The organism is Janthinobacterium woesei (assembly GCF_051380875.1).
Taxonomy (GTDB): Bacteria; Pseudomonadota; Gammaproteobacteria; order Burkholderiales; family Burkholderiaceae_D; genus Janthinobacterium.
In genome coordinates, this window is sequence record NZ_JBNYXW010000017.1 from 22,541 (window position 1) to 37,977 (window position 15,437).

The 15,437-nt window shown below is 61.6% G+C and carries 12 protein-coding genes; all 12 read right to left on the reverse strand.

Features of this window, described 5'->3' with window-relative positions:
* A complete protein-coding gene (locus tag ACQ4W6_RS19520; RefSeq protein WP_436568835.1) occupies positions 1–855 on the reverse strand; it encodes a hypothetical protein in 855 nt (284 codons plus the stop codon).
* Position 856: 1 nt separating this feature from the next.
* A complete protein-coding gene (locus ACQ4W6_RS19525; protein ID WP_436568946.1) occupies positions 857–3,301 on the reverse strand; it encodes a phage tail tip fiber protein in 2,445 nt (814 codons plus the stop codon).
* 5 nt (positions 3,302–3,306) lie between these two features.
* The gene (locus ACQ4W6_RS19530) at positions 3,307–4,806 is read right to left on the reverse strand and encodes a hypothetical protein (RefSeq protein ID WP_436568836.1); all 1,500 of its coding nucleotides are present in this window, start codon (positions 4,804–4,806) and stop codon (positions 3,307–3,309) included.
* Positions 4,796–10,153, reverse strand: a complete 5,358-nt coding sequence (locus ACQ4W6_RS19535) for a tape measure protein (RefSeq protein ID WP_436568837.1) — start codon at positions 10,151–10,153, stop codon at positions 4,796–4,798. The genes ACQ4W6_RS19530 and ACQ4W6_RS19535 overlap by 11 nt, the downstream gene beginning before the upstream one ends.
* A 148-nt stretch (positions 10,154–10,301) precedes the next feature.
* A complete protein-coding gene (locus ACQ4W6_RS19540; protein ID WP_436568947.1) occupies positions 10,302–10,481 on the reverse strand; it encodes a DUF1799 domain-containing protein in 180 nt (59 codons plus the stop codon).
* Between the two features lie 182 nt (positions 10,482–10,663).
* Positions 10,664–11,011 carry a hypothetical protein gene (locus ACQ4W6_RS19545; RefSeq protein ID WP_436568838.1) on the reverse strand — a complete coding sequence of 116 codons (348 nt, stop codon included), beginning with the start codon at positions 11,009–11,011 and terminating at the stop codon, positions 10,664–10,666.
* Positions 11,012–11,050: 39 nt separating this feature from the next.
* On the reverse strand, positions 11,051–12,022 hold the full coding sequence (locus ACQ4W6_RS19550; RefSeq protein WP_436568839.1) for a phage tail tube protein: 972 nt from the start codon (positions 12,020–12,022) through the stop codon (positions 11,051–11,053).
* A 3-nt stretch (positions 12,023–12,025) separates the two neighbouring features.
* Positions 12,026–12,190, reverse strand: a complete 165-nt coding sequence (locus ACQ4W6_RS19555; RefSeq protein WP_436568840.1) for a hypothetical protein — start codon at positions 12,188–12,190, stop codon at positions 12,026–12,028.
* Positions 12,187–12,630: a hypothetical protein gene (locus ACQ4W6_RS19560; RefSeq protein WP_436568841.1), complete on the reverse strand. Its 444-nt coding sequence runs from the start codon at positions 12,628–12,630 to the stop codon at positions 12,187–12,189. Before ACQ4W6_RS19560 ends, ACQ4W6_RS19555 begins: the two co-directional genes overlap by 4 nt.
* Positions 12,627–12,947: a head-tail joining protein gene (locus ACQ4W6_RS19565; RefSeq protein ID WP_436568842.1), complete on the reverse strand. Its 321-nt coding sequence runs from the start codon at positions 12,945–12,947 to the stop codon at positions 12,627–12,629. Before ACQ4W6_RS19565 ends, ACQ4W6_RS19560 begins: the two co-directional genes overlap by 4 nt.
* On the reverse strand, positions 12,947–13,276 hold the full coding sequence (locus ACQ4W6_RS19570) for a DUF2190 family protein (protein ID WP_436568843.1): 330 nt from the start codon (positions 13,274–13,276) through the stop codon (positions 12,947–12,949). The genes ACQ4W6_RS19565 and ACQ4W6_RS19570 overlap by 1 nt, the downstream gene beginning before the upstream one ends.
* Before the next feature lie 58 nt (positions 13,277–13,334).
* On the reverse strand, positions 13,335–15,404 hold the full coding sequence (locus ACQ4W6_RS19575; protein ID WP_436568844.1) for a ClpP-like prohead protease/major capsid protein fusion protein: 2,070 nt from the start codon (positions 15,402–15,404) through the stop codon (positions 13,335–13,337).
* Positions 15,405–15,437 lie beyond the last annotated feature (33 nt).

The following is a 15,437-nucleotide window of genomic DNA, read 5'->3' on the forward strand; positions in this document are numbered from 1 at the left end:
TTAGATCCCTTCAATTTCTAGTGGTACGGAATAGGTTTCGTAATACGGGGTACTGACCGCACCCAGATTGGTGACCCGACCGTAAATCATGTGGTCCTGTTCGAGCAACGGGTCAGCATTCTCGGGAAATAAGCTGAACATCAGCGGCTTGATCGGACCGTACTCGCGCAGGATATGCATCAGGCGCGCGCGGTCCGGTGGTGTCAGGTGCTCTAGGTTGATGCTGAGTTTTTTGCTGGTCGTGCCAACAGCCGTTTTCGGGGAGCCGGCGCTGGTGCGGTAGGCTTCGCTGGTGTCCTGCAGCTGGAGTGATGCACCGTATGATGCGTTGTACTCGGGCGCAAAATAATTGCCCGCCACCAGCCACGACATTTCAATGTAGCCCTCCGGCGTATCAATACCGGTCACGTCGACAACCATCTGACGCACCAGCACGGCGGAAAACCAGCTCACCAAATTACTCCCGCCGCCGCGCGCCCAGGTGTTCACGCCGCCCCATTTGTAGGCATTCCAGCCCAACGGCATCTCGCCAAATGGGTAACTGCCCAGCGGCGCCTCAGGACACGGCATCGTCCAGCCGGTGTCGAGCACTGGCACGGCATCGCCGGGCTGGGCATAGCCACGCACGCGCATGCGAGCGGTGCTGGTGAGGTTGGTGTCGAACATGGCCACGTAGGCAACCACCTCCTGCGTCGGCCAGGTGGCGGTAATGGTCTGCGTCGTGCCGGTGGCGCGCAGCACGGCGCTCTTGCTATCGCGCTGCAGGTTGGCCGGCCCCAGCGCACCGGCCTGGCTCGATGCGGTGAGCACGGCGCGGTCGGCGGCGTTGTCGTGGAGGATGCGAAGATTTGGCATGTTATTCCGTGGTGATGAGGGTGAGCCGCTGGTAGACACTATCCTGATCGGCACTGCCAGTACCACCTGGGCGCGGCGTAACCGTTATCGCCTGAATCGTCAGCGACAGGACAGCGCGGTATGTGCGGTTCAGCGTGCTGGCAGCCGTATCCATATAGGTGAATGACCCCTGAATGGACTGCTGGCAGGTCGATTTCTCCTCAGAGGCCAGAGTGTTAATGATTTCGGTAGGTCCACTAAATGTGCCGGTCTGCACCATTTGTTCCGCACCACCGCCAATCGTGCGGTACAGCGTAATGGTTGCGGTATTTGTGCCAGCACCGGCTGTATATTTATCTCGCGTCGAGGCCCTGGCATATATCCATGACAGGCTGCAAACGACGTTGATAGCACCACCGTTCGAGCCAAATGGGCCATCCACCAGCTGCGCGTTCGGATTGATTTCAGGATTGGTCACGGCAGTTTTGAGCGCGCCTGCCGACAGGGAACCGCCGAAATAGCCGGAGCCACCCCGTTTCAAATAGAAAATAGCGTTGGCATCGGTCTTGGCGCCTGAGCCGGCCCACATGGCATAGATCGGGTCATCCGGTCCCATTTCGACGCGGAATCCAGTTCCTGCGCCTGAGACGACGTTGCCGGAAAAAGTGGCCTTGCCGTTGATGATGGTAAATCCCGGTGCGGCGACATCCCCCTCGCCGTTAATCTGAAAATACCGCCCAGTACCGGGGTTGCCAAGCAGTAGCCCCGCTTCGCCCAGAAAATACCCCAGGCCACCGTTCGCAGGCCATGCGTAGCCAGTAAATGCGCCACCAGCAATGGAGCCACGCGCGCGCAGATTGTTGATTTCCATATCGCCACTGCGATACAGGCGCCATCCGGACGAGCCCGCAACGAAATTGCTCGACCAGATATCCCCGCCGATTTTGGCGTTGGTGATCGAGGCGTTCTGGATATACGCGTTGGCGATATACACACCGATGGGGATGGTGACGCCATCGATCACTATTTCGGTGGTGCGCACGATGAACGGCATCGATGGCGCCACGCCCGGCCCAGATGGGCTAGCGATGTAAAACGCATCCGCACGCACGGCAAATGCCGAGCTCGGCGTGGCGTTGTTCGCCGTGGTCGCCAGGCCGTAGCCGCTGACGTAGCCGTTGACGTCCTGCTTGACCGTGTACTGTGCGTACAGATCGCCGGTCTGCGTGGCCCGTGTTTGCGCCTCCACCTGGATGGCAGCCGTATTGGCGCCTGCACTGGCTGAAATCGTATCGATACGACCAGATAGAGCGCCGTCGGCATTGGCGCGTGCTGTCTGCTCGGCTGTAATGGCCGCCGTGTTCGAGCCGGTGGTGGCCGCGACGGTATCGACGCGCACGCCCAGCGCGCTATCGGCGTTGGCGCGGGTGGTTTGCTCGGCCGTAATCGCGGCCGTATTGCCACTGCTGGTTGCCACAACCGTATCAATACGGGTTCCGAGGGCGCCGTCGGCATTGGCTCTGGCTGTCTGTTCTGCGGTAACGGCTGCGGCGGTGGAGCCGTTGGCTGCCACGACGGTATCAATGCGCGTCGACAGCGCACCGTCGGCATCGGTGCGAGAGGTCTGCTCTGCGGTGATGCCAGTTGTCCGCGCCAGGGCCTCGGCCGCGAGTGCTTGAGTGCGTGCCGTCGCCTCTGTCGCCACGCGCGCCGCCACACTGCCCGCCGTCGATGCTGGGCCGTCGATCAGGTTAATGCGCGCACCCAAGTCTGCATACAGTTGGCTCTGCGTGATCTGCCCGGTCAGCACACCCAGCAGGTGCTCGACCTCGGCGTCGGACGAGCCGATGGTGCCGCTGCCGGCGTTGTACGGGCCAGGGATCGCCGCGCGCGACACATAGCGAATCCAGTAGCAACGCGTAGCACCTGGCCCCACGGGGTCGATATATTCACGGCCATCGGAGCGGCCAGCCAGCGTGGCCATCGCAAAGTTGTTCGATTGCGCGCGCCAGATCTCCGTGTGCGACAGGTTGCTATAGTTGCCAGGCGCCGCGTCCCAGTGCAGCACAATCGTTGCAGGCGTGCCGGTCGCTACAAGGCCGGTCGGTGCCGGCGGCGGCGTCAAGTCCAGCGCCTGTTGCTTGGACACCGTCTGGCGGTCGTAATAGGTCAGGCCGTCAATCACGGTGGTGGCCGTGATTGTGACGATACTGGCCGTCATATCTTCAAATTTCAGCACGGCGTCGCCATTGGCCACCGTCAGCGGCACGGGCGGTACACTGGAAAACGTGATCTCGCCCACGGCGCCCAGCATCAGGGCCGAGAATGTGATCGCCGTCGGCGTCGGTGCTCCGGCCACCGACACCTCGAACATAGTGGCGCTGGGCGTGAGCTTCAGCGCGCGGTCTATCGGCGCCGCATAGCGCGGTACCGTATTCATAATGAGCGTGTCGCGCTCACCTACCACGGCGCTCAAACCAGCACCCCAACGGTCACGCGGCCCGTCAGCCAGTAACGCGCCAGCAGCACCACCACCCCCGGCTTGCCATCCTGCAGGCCATAGCGCGCGTCACGCAGCGTCACGGCCTGCCCCAGTTCCAGCATCATCATCTCGGGTTCTCCGTCAAATTCGTAGATCGTGCGTGGCACGCTGTTCAGGGCCAGGCGCCGCGCTGCTTCGGCATGCGCGTCGGCGCGGGTTTTCAGGCACGTTTCGATCTGCGCGGGGTCGTCCGTCAGGCGGTAGCGCGTGCGTACCGCCTCATCGACCACCGTTTCCGTCAGCCATTCGGTGGCATACAGGTCGGCATGCACTGGCGGGATGGATGTGGTCAGGCTGGGCTGCACTGTGTAATTCCGGTCGAAGGCGATTTTGACGGCCGCCACCACCGCCAGGCGCTCGGCCGGGTGCAGCAATCCCTGCAGCTCCCCCGTCATCTGATCCGGCCCGATCTGTACGGGCACGCCAATGCCAGGCAGCGCGATCTGCACCAGGCGCAGCTTGCCAGTGCGCGACATCAACGCCTGGGCGCCCACGCTGGCAGCCAGCTGTTGAATGGCCTGCGCCTGGTTCGTGCGGTCGGAGATATACAAGCCCACCGTTTGCGGGTGGGCGGCGTCGAAGGCGGCCAGGTTGACCAGATCCAGATCGGCCAGGGCGAAACGCCCGGCGACCGTGCCGTAGGCGGTGGCGATGCGCTGCACCAGCGGCGCGATGCGCGGCGCGTAGCCGCCAACGTTGCCGCCCTGCACGCTGCACGTCACCGTGGCGCCGTTTGGATTTAGTTGCAGGCGGAAGCTGCCAGCCGCTAGGTCGGGAGTGATCGAGACGGGCTTGCCGTTGTAGCGCACCTCCGGACCGAACTCGTCGCCACCCATCACCCGCTCCACTGGGCAGCCGAACCGATACAGCAAATTCGTATCGGAGAGAAGCGGCACCACGTTGCTACACTCGCCGAACGGAATCGGCAAGATGGCGTCCATATTCTGCGTCGTGCCGCCCAGCTTGGCCTCGGTGATCGGCACGTTCAGGCGCTGCAATTTGTCGCGCAGCACCAGGTTGATACTTTCGCGGCTGGAGCTGGCTACGTCACTGATAATGCCGTCAAACACCAGGCGAAAATCCGCGCGCGGCCAGCTCGGGTCGCCGGACCAGGCGCGGATGGCACGATTGCGCCACACCTCGCCCAGCCAGCTATCCAAGCCGCCATCGCCGTTGTCCAGCTCGATATCACCGCCCGACAAGCCCGCCTCGCCCGTCAGGCTGACCTGCTCCGTGAAAGCCAGGCCGCCCGTGGCCAGCGGCAGATACTCCGTGTTGGCCGGCACATCACCCGGCCCGGTGATGTATGGCCGCGAGGCGATATAGCGCGTCACCTCGCTGCCGTCCACGTTCACCTGGGCCTCGATCAGCACCATGCGCACGGCCGACGAGCTTTGCAGCCATTCTAAAAATTGCACATCAGTTGTCATACGCCAACTCCTTTTCACTCGTTTTTTTCCAGGTCGATGTTTTGGCCGATTTCTCTACGCCGGCAACGACAGCTTGCGCTGCCTGCTTGTTCGCATCGAAGTTGCTGGCGACCAAGGCTCCCGTTTGTTTTCCTTGGTCGGCGCGCAGCCCCTTAACCTCTTCGCGCAGGCTCTTGATTTCCGCCACCAGCGCGTCCGTGTTGCCGCCGCCCTGGCTTGGCGAGCCGCCGAAGTAGCGGCGCATGGCAGACGCTGCCTGCGCGTCCACCACCACCTCACCCCGGTGCAGCTCGGCCGCGTAGCCGTCGAATGGCACGTTGGCCAGGCCGCTGGCATGGGAGCCGTCGAACTGCACGCCCAAGCCGGTGGCAAAACCCATCGCCGCCTGCAGGTTGGCAATGCCCTGCGCCACCGTCAGCACGCTGTCGTTGATGGTGATCAGACCCGACACGGATGCTGTGAGCGCATCCAGGCTGGCCTGTTGCACGTCGACCTGCATACCGGCCCATTTCGCTGCCTCGTCGTTGGCCGCCATCACGCGGGCGTAATCTGCGGCGTATTTGGCATCCGACGCGTTGACCACCTGCGAGGCGGTCAGGAATGCCTGCTCAGCTGCGGACAGGCCAGCCTGCGCCGTCGTGTCGCCAGCATTGGCGGCGGACAGGGTTTTCTCGAACTGGGCACGCGCCTCGGCGTATTTCTGCTCTGGCGTCAGGGTCGACTGGCTGCCCAGGGCGAAACTGGCGTTCAGGCTGTTCAAGGTGGTCACCCACGATTTGGATTTCTCCAGCGCCGTCTTGGCCGCTGCCGCCTCAGTGTCGTAGGCTTTGGACAACGCATCCTTGGCCGATACCACAGCCTTGGCCGCCTGCACCTGGTCGAACAACGCCTTGTTGACGTCGGCGATACCGGCGCGCTGGATGGCCAGCAGTTCGGTTTCGCTTTTCGTCAACTCGTTCAGCTGCTGCAGCAAGTCCTTGCGCTCGCTGGCGATTTCGCTGGCTGTTTTGGTCACTGCAGCCAAGTCACCGGTGGCGGTCGCCAGCTCGGCCGCGTAATCAGCGGCCTTCTTGAACGGCTCGGCGATGGCGATCAGCTGCGCATACATGGACTGGCCAGCAGCCGTGTTCAGGTCCTGCGCCAGTACCAGGGACTTGAATTGGTCGGCAGTGGTCACGCCGGACTGGCCCAACGCCGCCATGGCACTCTTCACCGAAGCGGTGATCGGCGCCATTTGCTCGGCTTCGCTCAGGAAGTTCTGCACAAAGAAGTTGGTGCCACTGGTCAATGCCTCGATGTCGCCTGCTGCAGTGATCAGGCTTTCGCTGAGCGCCACCGCGCCCAGGCCAGTGACGTTGAACGATTTGCCCAGTACGGCCAGCACATCCGACACCTGCATGTAGTCATTGGCCACACGCGCCAGCGTTTCTAGGTAGCCCTCGCCCACTGCCTGGTATTGCTCCAGGCCAGCCACGCCGTAGCGCGCCATGTCGTCGCCAGCCTTCGAGAATGCCGTTTCCAGCGCCGCCTGCAGCTCGTCGCCCTTCAGGTCTTTCAGGCTAATCTTGCCCAGGTCGACCACGAAGGTGTTCAACTGGGCAGTAAAGGCGTCACCGCCCAAGCCCAGCATGTCCGCCGCGCCGAGGACGGTCGTGCGCAGGCCAAGGATGATCTTGGTGAACTGGGCACTGGTTTCAGCTCCCAGGCCGGTCAGCGCGGTGTTGTACTTGTCGCTGGAGAACCAGCCGCCGCTCTTTTTGGTGTCGACATACGAGCTGACATTCAGGCCAGAGGTGTCCAGGGCGCCCAGATTGGTCTTGCCCGTGACAATGCCGGCGTCCTGCACGGTCGTCTTGCCGCCAAAGATGCTGCTGACAACACTGCCGAGCCAGCCGCTGGAACTACCCTGGGTGGCCAGTGAGGTGGTCAGCGTATCGGACTGCACCAGCAGGCTGCCAAGCCCGCCGATGCCGCTCACGATCTGCTTGAGCGACACGACCATCGATGAGGAATAGGCCAGGCCCAGGCCGGAGTTTTTCTCCATGATGGCCAGCGAGTGCGCGATGGATTCCGATTTTGCGGACGAGTCGCCCAGCACCGAGCCGGTGCCGTTGGCGGCCTGGCGTTGTTCGGACACGCTGACGCTGCCCCCGCCTGCGCCGCCCATCATCGTGGCGCCGATGGCGACGACAGCGGCCAGCGTGGCAGCACCGGCGGCCAGGTTCCAGGGGAACGGCAGCGATGCAAGTGCCTTGACGACGGCTGTAATACCCCAGGCGCTGGCTTCGGTTGCGGCCAGGCCCTTAGATGCAGCGCTGGCGGCCGCCTCACCGGTCAGCTTGGCGCCGTTCAGCGTCAGGTTGGCGGCGACTTCCGTTTCTTTGAAGAATATCTTCTTGATCATCGACTCGACAGCCATCGCCATTTCGTAGGCACGGAAGGCTTTCTCAGTGGTCTGCATCACCTTGTAGCCGGCGGTGTTTTCCTTGAAAAATCCTTTCGCCGCGCCGGCCATGTCGCCGTAGGATTTGACTTGAGCTTGCGCACTTTGTTGTGCAGCCGCTGCCTTAGCCTTGTCGATCTTGGTCGGATCACCTTTGGCATCACTGGTTGCTGCCGTCAGCTGCGCTGCGATAGCCTGTTGCTGCACGGCATAGCCAGACAATGCCGTCGTCAGGCCGCCAATAGCCTCGCCAACCGAGCCGAACGAGTCGGCCATGCCGCTGGCAGCGGAGCGTGCTGCAGCATCGATCGATTCCAGGATTTTCAGCACTTCCGTGGCGCGCGTGACATCAACGTCGAGCAAGACCTTGGTCGACTGGTTCGCGTACCAGGTATTGAATTCAGTTTGCAACGCCTTTTGCGCATCGGTGCCGGCGCCAGCCAAGGTAATGCGTTCGCGCCACACATCGGCGTCGATCTTCAGCAGCGCATCGGCGCGGGCCTTTGGGTCAGCGATAGATTCGGCGGCGAATTTTTGATTGTCGACCTTCAGCCCGGCTGCGTAGTTCAATGCCGTGGTCTGCGCCAGCGTGGCCTGTTCGACCAGCACGCGTGCGTCTTTTTCGGCCGTGAGACGCGCGATCTGGTCTTCTGTGACGATCTTGCCTTTGATTTTGGCATCGAGCAGGAACTTTTCCTGGTCGGCCTGAGCCTTGACGGCGATCATTTCGATGGCGCGGGCGTCACTGGATTTGCCGTACATGGCATATTCGGCAGCCAGCGCGGCAGTCGATGCGCCGCGCGCGGTGGTGCTTTCAAGCAAGGAGTCTTGCACGTCTTTCTCTTGCTCACGCGCTTTCAATGCTGCCTCGGAAGCTGCCAAATCGGCAATCGCGTCTTTCGCCAGTTGGCGGTGTGCGACGGACAATGCCCGCTTGCCGGTGCCAAGCACCTCATCAAGCTTGATGCGCATTTTCTGGCTTTCGGTCGCATTCTGATCGGTCTTTGCCTCCAGCGTGTTTTCGGCGGCCTTGGTCCGAATGGAGGCAATCAGACTCTCATATGCGGATTGCTCTTTTTTGAGCGCTGCAGCGGTACCTTTATCTTCGTATTTGGCGCGGACGATCTTTTCCACTTCCGGAGTTAGCTCCCCAAATTTCTTTTTGAGCTCATCCAGTTCGGCTGCCATCTTCTGCGCGGCACTGCCGTTTTCTCCCAACCAAGTCTTGATATCTGCATCACGCGTGAATGCTTTATTTTTTGCTTGCACAGTGTCAAAAGTTTTCGCGTCGACGTCCAGCTTATTCAACTTCCCACCCCAAAGTGCCATCAACGCATTTTTAGCGGCGCTATCTAAATCGACTTGCTTCCCAATCGAGTTAATTTCGGCCAGGATTTTTTCGCGGTTCTTTTCATTTTCGGTAACTGGAGCTGCACCGGTTATCATTTTTTTCCCAGCAAGCTCGTTACGCTCTTTCAATTTCTCAATTTGCTTGTTCAAATTCTCCAAATACTCATCAATTTCGCTGGCCAGCGTCGCGGTAACGGCTTTTTCAGCCTCGCTACCTTTGCTACCCCACAGCACCCAAGCTGCAGCCCCCACACTTAGCAGCGTAGTAATGATGCCGATCGGTCCACCGAGAAAACCAAGCGCCTTGGAGGCCAGGCCTGCAGTGACTACGGTACGACCGATGGCGCCATTCAGACCCACCGTTGCTGCGGTGCGGGCGCTTGTGGCGGCCGTGTCGGCAGCCTGCGCGGCGGTGACCGACGCTGTAGCGGTCGTTAATCCGGCCGAGACGCGTCCCAGCGCGATGCTCGACGCTGTGAGTTCAGCCAGTGCTACGGTGCGCGCCTGCTCGGCCACGGCCAAATCCAACGTTGAGGCACGCACCACGCGCAATGCAAAGCTGAGCGCTCCCGCGGACGATGCTGCGGCGATGGCCGCTTCGGCGGATGCAATATTTGCCTTGGCCTGACTATACTGGGCAAATACCATCTCGCGCGCCGCCACCAAGGCGGTTTTTTGCGCCACCAGCCCAGCCAATGTCGCCTGCGTCTCGACCAATTTTGCCGAGGTGGAAGCAGCCACGGCAGTGGTGCTGGCCACCAGCGCCTCCGCCTTTGAAATCAACGCCGCCCTCTCGATCACCAGCAAGGCGGCTAGCTCGGCATTGGCAGCGAAATAGGCCTGAACGGCAGCAACGCCCGTGAAGAAATACCCCGCCAATTTCAGCGTCAACAATCCAGCCGTGACAGCAAACAGCACATTGATGTTGTCTGAAAGTAATTTTATGCTGGTAGTTAAAATATTCACCGTGCCGTTCGCCTGCGCCTTGATGGCCGTGAATTCCATGAATTCATTCTTCAGGACGGTAAAAGCACCACCGATCGTGGCCACTTTCTTGCCTTCTTCACGAAGTGCGGCAAGGGCGTTTGGCAAGACCTCGGCCATGATCTTGGAAGTGATTTTCCCTTCGCCCGCCATGCCCTTCAAGGCGCCAATCGGCAAGCCCATGCCATCAGCCAGGGCCTTCATCAACCGCGGTGCAGCCTCGTTGACGGCATTGAACTCCTCGCCGCGCAAGGTGCCGGAGGCGAAGGCCTGCGACAACTGCAGCTGGGCCGATGCAGATTCCGTCGCCGTGGCGCCGGAAACCTTCAGCGCCATGTTGACGGTTTCGGTTATTTCGGCAACCTGCTTTTGCGTCGTGCCCAGTTCACGCGTGCCGTTGGCAATGCGCGCATACAGCGTGCCGGTGGCGGCCATCGCCTGCTGCGAGGCGTTGGCAATGCGCTTCACATCAGCGTAGGCGGCGTTGTATTCGTTTTGCGACACTGTCGCCAGACGCAGCTGGGCGGTGAATTTCGCATATTCGTCGCTCATGCTAACGATGGCGGCCAAGCCCGTACCGAGACCAATTGCGCCAAGAGCAGCGCCGACCTTGTCGCTGTACGATGCAATATCGCGAAGAGAAGATGTTGACTGCGTGCGGAGGCGATTGAATTCCCGGATCGCCTGGGCCGAGTCGGCAGTAATGATTACGCGTGATTCATTTGCCATCGGTTTTCTCTCTCCAGGCGCTCAAGGTCGCCCGCTCCATACATTGAATTTCATGAAAAACACGTTCTTCGTCGCAGCGCTTGACGCGACACTTGCGCATGACAACTTCCACGCCTGGGTACGACAGGCCGGTTGCGCCGGCCATGCCGACCATCCACTGCGTGCTCATGGCCTGGAACAGGTTCCAGCTGGGCACGTTCTCAGGCCACAAATGAAGCTCGTCGCAGACGACAGGCGCCCGCCGAATCCGCAGACCTATCGCTGCCGCTGCATCTGCGGTCGATTCGCGCCGTTGCTGTTCGTCTTCTTCCGACTCAACCAGGCCGAGCGCCACATGGCGCGCGACCTGACTTAGTTTTTTGCCTTGGCGCCAGCCTCTTTCATGTAGGCGGCGAAGCACAGCATGCCCAGGCCGCTGATATTGAGCAGCGCCGCCAGGGCGTCATCGCAGAAATCCGCAGGCGTGTCGTCGTCTTCCAGCACCAGGCGCTGATCGCGCCAGCCGGTGGCCACATTGGTGACAAACTCGTCCACCTGGGTTTCGCCGCCAGCCAGGGCATCCTTCAGGTCGGCAGCATCCAGGCGCTTGCAGATCAAGGTGAATTTGAAGGGAATGGCCTTACCACCCTCATTGGTATGGGAGCCGGACACCAGCACCGCTACGGTATTGCCAACAACGATTTTGTATTTTTTGGTCATGATGTATTTCCTGATAACGGGGCGCGGTGGCCCCGGGGTTTAAAAACTGGTAACGATGCGGATTTCGTCGTTGCCGACGACTGGGTTGACCAGCAGCTTGTAGCCAATCATGCGGGTGCCGTTGAGGTCTTCCTTGGTCGGTTCGATACGCTGCACACCGGGCATGAACACGGCAACACGGCTGCCTGCGACTGTTCCGTGGATCATGCCGAGACTGGTTTTGGCAGTGGCCAGCACGGCGGCCATGGCGGCAACTTCCTGCGCTGCCGTCAGTTCGAGCTTGACGGCGCCAGTCACTTTGCGCTCGGTGATCGGCACCGATTCGCCACCCAGCAACGACTGAAACGGCGTAGAAATGCCGAGTTCAATGGTCAGGCCCTGGCTGGGGTAGAGGTCGCCGCCAACCAGTGCAGGGGCCGTGGCGATCGCATGCGTAGCGCCCCAGACCAGGCTGCCGGAATTGGCATCGAGGACGATTTCCGGGATTTGCCACTCTTCCAGGTCTGCGGTTGGCGCTGCGGCCACGGCAATGCCGCCGTAAAGACAGACGAATTTGCAAGAGATAACCGGCTTTTCGCCGACGCTGAGCTTGAGCGAGGCAGTGCCGCGCCCACCCAGCCCCTTGTGCAGCACGCCATCGTCGTACCAGTAAATGCTGACCGATTCAAATCCGGTCGAAATTGGCACATAGTCCACGCGCACGCCTGCGGTGATTACCTCGGCAAAGCCGCAGGCGCGCAGCAGCGGGCCCCACGCGGGGGCATCGCCCAGCGTGCCGGCGCCGACCAGTTCGACGTCAAAGCCCATTTCGACGTGGCGGCTGCCGACCAGCTGCTCGTCGCCACCGAGGAAGGGTCGGATATTGTTGCGGTCGACGTTTTGCGCGTTCAGCGGATTAATACTGAGGTTACTGACCAGCAGGGCATTGGCCGCACCAGTGGGCACGGCGTCGGTGCCGTACACGGGCTCTGTTTTGGCGAGGATCGCCGTATTGCGAATGAGGCGCGACATGACTTACTCCTGTTTTGGTTGTGCGGCCGGTGCTGCGTTCTTGACAAGAGCGCCGGTGACGAGATTGCGGGTGTAGCTACCGCCCGTTTTTGGGTCGGCATGCCGGATTGGCGCGGGCACGGCCGGCACTGGTGCGGCGGCCTGCGTTAATGTTTTGGCATCCATCAAGTCAATTTCCTTCCTTTGGTTTTGTGCATCACGATGAATTTGGCGGTAATGCAGGCAATTTTTGAATCAAGTTCGTCCACTTCCCACGACAAGGTGTCGCCAGGAAGCGGCTCGAACGACATGACGGCGCCGTTCAGGGTTGGCGCCAGCGCCAGGCGCTCAAAGACTTCCACCAGCAGCGCGTCGGCAGCAATATCCGGCTCGGCGCCGGTAGCGCGCGCATAGCACTCCACGTTGACCAGGGTGGCCCAGGTAGTGGGACCGCCGATGACGTCTGCCAGGGTGGAGGTGCTGCGCTCGATGCGCACGACGATGGCGCTGGGCTGGTCAACCCCGATGGCGCGGGTTCGCGAACGATGGATGCGGCCAGCCGCCAGCGCGGGCGCGACTTGCAACTGGTCGAGAATGGCGCTGACGACGCCAAATTGCGCGCTGCTCATGGCTGCTCCAGGTAGACCAAAGTGATGCCAGTCGGCTGTTCGCCATCCGGCTGGCGCTCTGCAACCCGCCAGGCCACGGCTTGCGCCTGGCTGCCAACGGTAATCTGGATGATGCTGCCGGCGAAATCGTCCGGCACGTCAGCGTTCATGATCTGCATTTGCGGCGAGGTGGCACCCATGCGCGCGGCGCCCACCGTCGCGGCCGAGTATTCGGCGTCAAAAATCACCGGCACCGCATTGGCGCCGATGGTGGCCATCGCATTGGCCAGTTTTTTATGCGCCGTGCAGTTCATGCGCGCTTCCAGGACGTCGAACATCAGGCGTTGATCTTGATGTTGACCGTGGCGACGCCCGCACCGGCTGGCGCCGCAGCGAAGCCAGCCGCCGTGTTGCCGGCAGCGGTGGTAGTCAGGCGATTATTGGCAGCATCCCAGTACAGCAGATCGCCCTGGCCGACGACGTCGGTGCCCAGCTTCGCGAGGGCCCAAACGTCGGTGACTGAGACGCTACCGCTACCCATCGCTGGAATATCGGCCTGCGAGATGCCGATGCGTTTGCCCATCAGCACGACCGCGCCGGATGGAATGGCGGTGGCGCCGGCGGTGTACGCCAGGATGTCGCCTTCCTGAATGTAGTTCTTGGCCATGGTGGCTCCTATGAAATGGGGGACGTGCCGCCGCAGCGGCACTTGTCAGGTTGGCGGCTTATTGGCCGGGGTTTTTGGTCATGGTGCGGAAATCGAGCGCTTTCACGCCGGCGTCCAGGCGCACCTTGAATTCCACGCCATCGACATTCCAGCCGTTTTGCTGCTCCAGGGTCGGCGCTTCATTGCCGTCCAGATAGCTCACTTCCACAGTGTCATGCACGCCGGCGTTGGCGGTGCTGTACCAGGCCGCCGAGGAATTGGCGTCCAGGCGCGATTCGGCGATCACGTCAAAGGTGCCGCGCACGGAGTTGGGGACTGTGTTGTTCTTGGCGGCGGCGCCCACTTCATATTCGCTGTCGCGCACGACGTTGGCGGTACCTTCCAGTGCCAGCGGCACCAACAGATGCGCCATGCGGATACCGAGCGTGGATGCGCCTTCTTTTTGCAGGCCCATGGCGACGCGCATGGCATCGACGCCGGCGGTGCTGATGCCTGCAGCGGCCAACAGATTTTTATGGTCGGCGTGGAACAGCGCCACACCATCGGACATGGCCGGGTTGCCGGTCAGGATGGCATACACCAGGTCGCCGACCGTGCGAATAGCCGCACGCCCCATGCGCTGCGGGATCTTGACGAACGAGTCCAGGTCGTCGTTGATGATGCCGTGACGGGTGATCGAAAACATCTTGCCGTAAGTGGCCAGTTGCACGGTCTCGCCGCGCTCACCGATGGTGGCGTAGCTGTATTCGCCGCCATCCTGCACCTGCGCAAGGGCCGGGAACATGTTCAGGTCGACGCGCTTGCCCGGTTTGAAGTCGCCCAGCGTGCCTTTGGCGGTCCACAGCTGGAAGGTTTCTTCCGCTTCTTCATAGCCTTTCAGCATCGCCTTGTTGGCAACGTTGGCCAGCAACAGCGGGAAATCGCTGCCAGTGTGTGTGAAGGCGGCAGAAATCAGGCCCATTTTGTCCATGCCGGTGGTTTTGAAACCGGCGTGGACCAGGCTTTCACGGGCGATATCGAGCAAGGTGAAGCTGCGATAGTTGTTGTTGGCCTCGTCCTTGGCCAGCTTGCCGCGTGCCATGATCGAGGCGGCGGCACCGGCGCGGAACTTGTCGCGTGAATCTTCGAGGGTGACGATGTGCGTGCCGGCCACCGGCGTGGCGCCTTGCGCCAGGTGCGCCAGCAACTTGGTATTGGCGTGCTCCAAGCTGCACTGCTGATCGTCGGCGCACGCCGCTTGCAGCGCGGGGACGCCAGCAACGGTGCTGAATTTGGCAAATGCCGCGCCGATATCGGTGCGGCGGGCCTTGTCCGCTTCGAGGGCGGCGGCGACGATTTGGGCGTGCGTCAATACAGGTGCTGCTGGGTTGGGTGCCGCAGCGGCCGGGGCGTTAGTTCCTGGCATGGTAGGGTGCTCCTTTGTGGTGATGGGTGGTGTTGGCGCGGCGGCAGCCGCTGGGGTTTGTGGCAAAGTGAATGAGGCAAAACGGGCCTTGACCGAAAGGGCCAGGCTGGCCGACGCGGCAACCGGCAGCGCAGAAACAGTGACGTCAACCAGGTTGGCGGCCAGCGCCTGTTCGGCGGTATACCAATGGTCCTTGCCGTCGGTCAGCAGTGCCAGGATGTCGGCGCGGTCGCCACCAGTCTTGCTGGCGTAGCTGGTGGACATGGCTTCCGACCAGGTATCGAGCATGTCGGCGTATTCGCGCATGGCAACGCTGTTACCCTGCTGCCAGCCCCATGGCGCATGGATCATCAGGGCGGCGTTTTCAGCCATCTGCACGGTGTCGCCGGCAACTGCAATCAGGCTGGCGATCGAGGCTGCGATGCTGTCGATGATGGTGGTGACGTGCGCCTTGTGGCGTTTGAGTGCGTTATGGATGGCAATGCCGTCGGTGACCGAGCCGCCGTAGCTGTTGATGCGCACGGTCAGGTGCTCGACATCGAGGGCGGCCACATCGCGCACGAAATCCTTGGCAGCGATGGTGTCGCCATACCAGCTTTCGCCGATATCGCCGTAAATCAGGATTTCGGCCGAGGATGCCGACGCGCTTGCGCCGGCCCGTGCGCTGGGGCGGATGGTGTACCAGTTTGCGGCTTGGGTTGGCGCTGTATTCGGGGTAGGCATGCTGTTTTCCTTGGTCGATGCAGACAGTGTCTT

Coding starts and splice junctions, on each gene's coding strand:
- ACQ4W6_RS19520 (WP_436568835.1), bottom strand. CDS start 855: ATGCCAAATCTTCGCATCCTCCACGACAACGCCGCCGACCGCGCCGTG.
- ACQ4W6_RS19530 (WP_436568836.1), bottom strand. CDS start 4,806: ATGACAACTGATGTGCAATTTTTAGAATGGCTGCAAAGCTCGTCGGCC.
- ACQ4W6_RS19540 (WP_436568947.1), bottom strand. CDS start 10,481: ATGAGCACGCAGTGGATGGTCGGCATGGCCGGCGCAACCGGCCTGTCG.
- ACQ4W6_RS19545 (WP_436568838.1), bottom strand. CDS start 11,011: ATGACCAAAAAATACAAAATCGTTGTTGGCAATACCGTAGCGGTGCTG.
- ACQ4W6_RS19550 (WP_436568839.1), bottom strand. CDS start 12,022: ATGTCGCGCCTCATTCGCAATACGGCGATCCTCGCCAAAACAGAGCCC.
- ACQ4W6_RS19560 (WP_436568841.1), bottom strand. CDS start 12,630: ATGAGCAGCGCGCAATTTGGCGTCGTCAGCGCCATTCTCGACCAGTTG.
- ACQ4W6_RS19565 (WP_436568842.1), bottom strand. CDS start 12,947: ATGTTCGACGTCCTGGAAGCGCGCATGAACTGCACGGCGCATAAAAAA.
- ACQ4W6_RS19570 (WP_436568843.1), bottom strand. CDS start 13,276: ATGGCCAAGAACTACATTCAGGAAGGCGACATCCTGGCGTACACCGCC.
- ACQ4W6_RS19575 (WP_436568844.1), bottom strand. CDS start 15,404: ATGCCTACCCCGAATACAGCGCCAACCCAAGCCGCAAACTGGTACACC.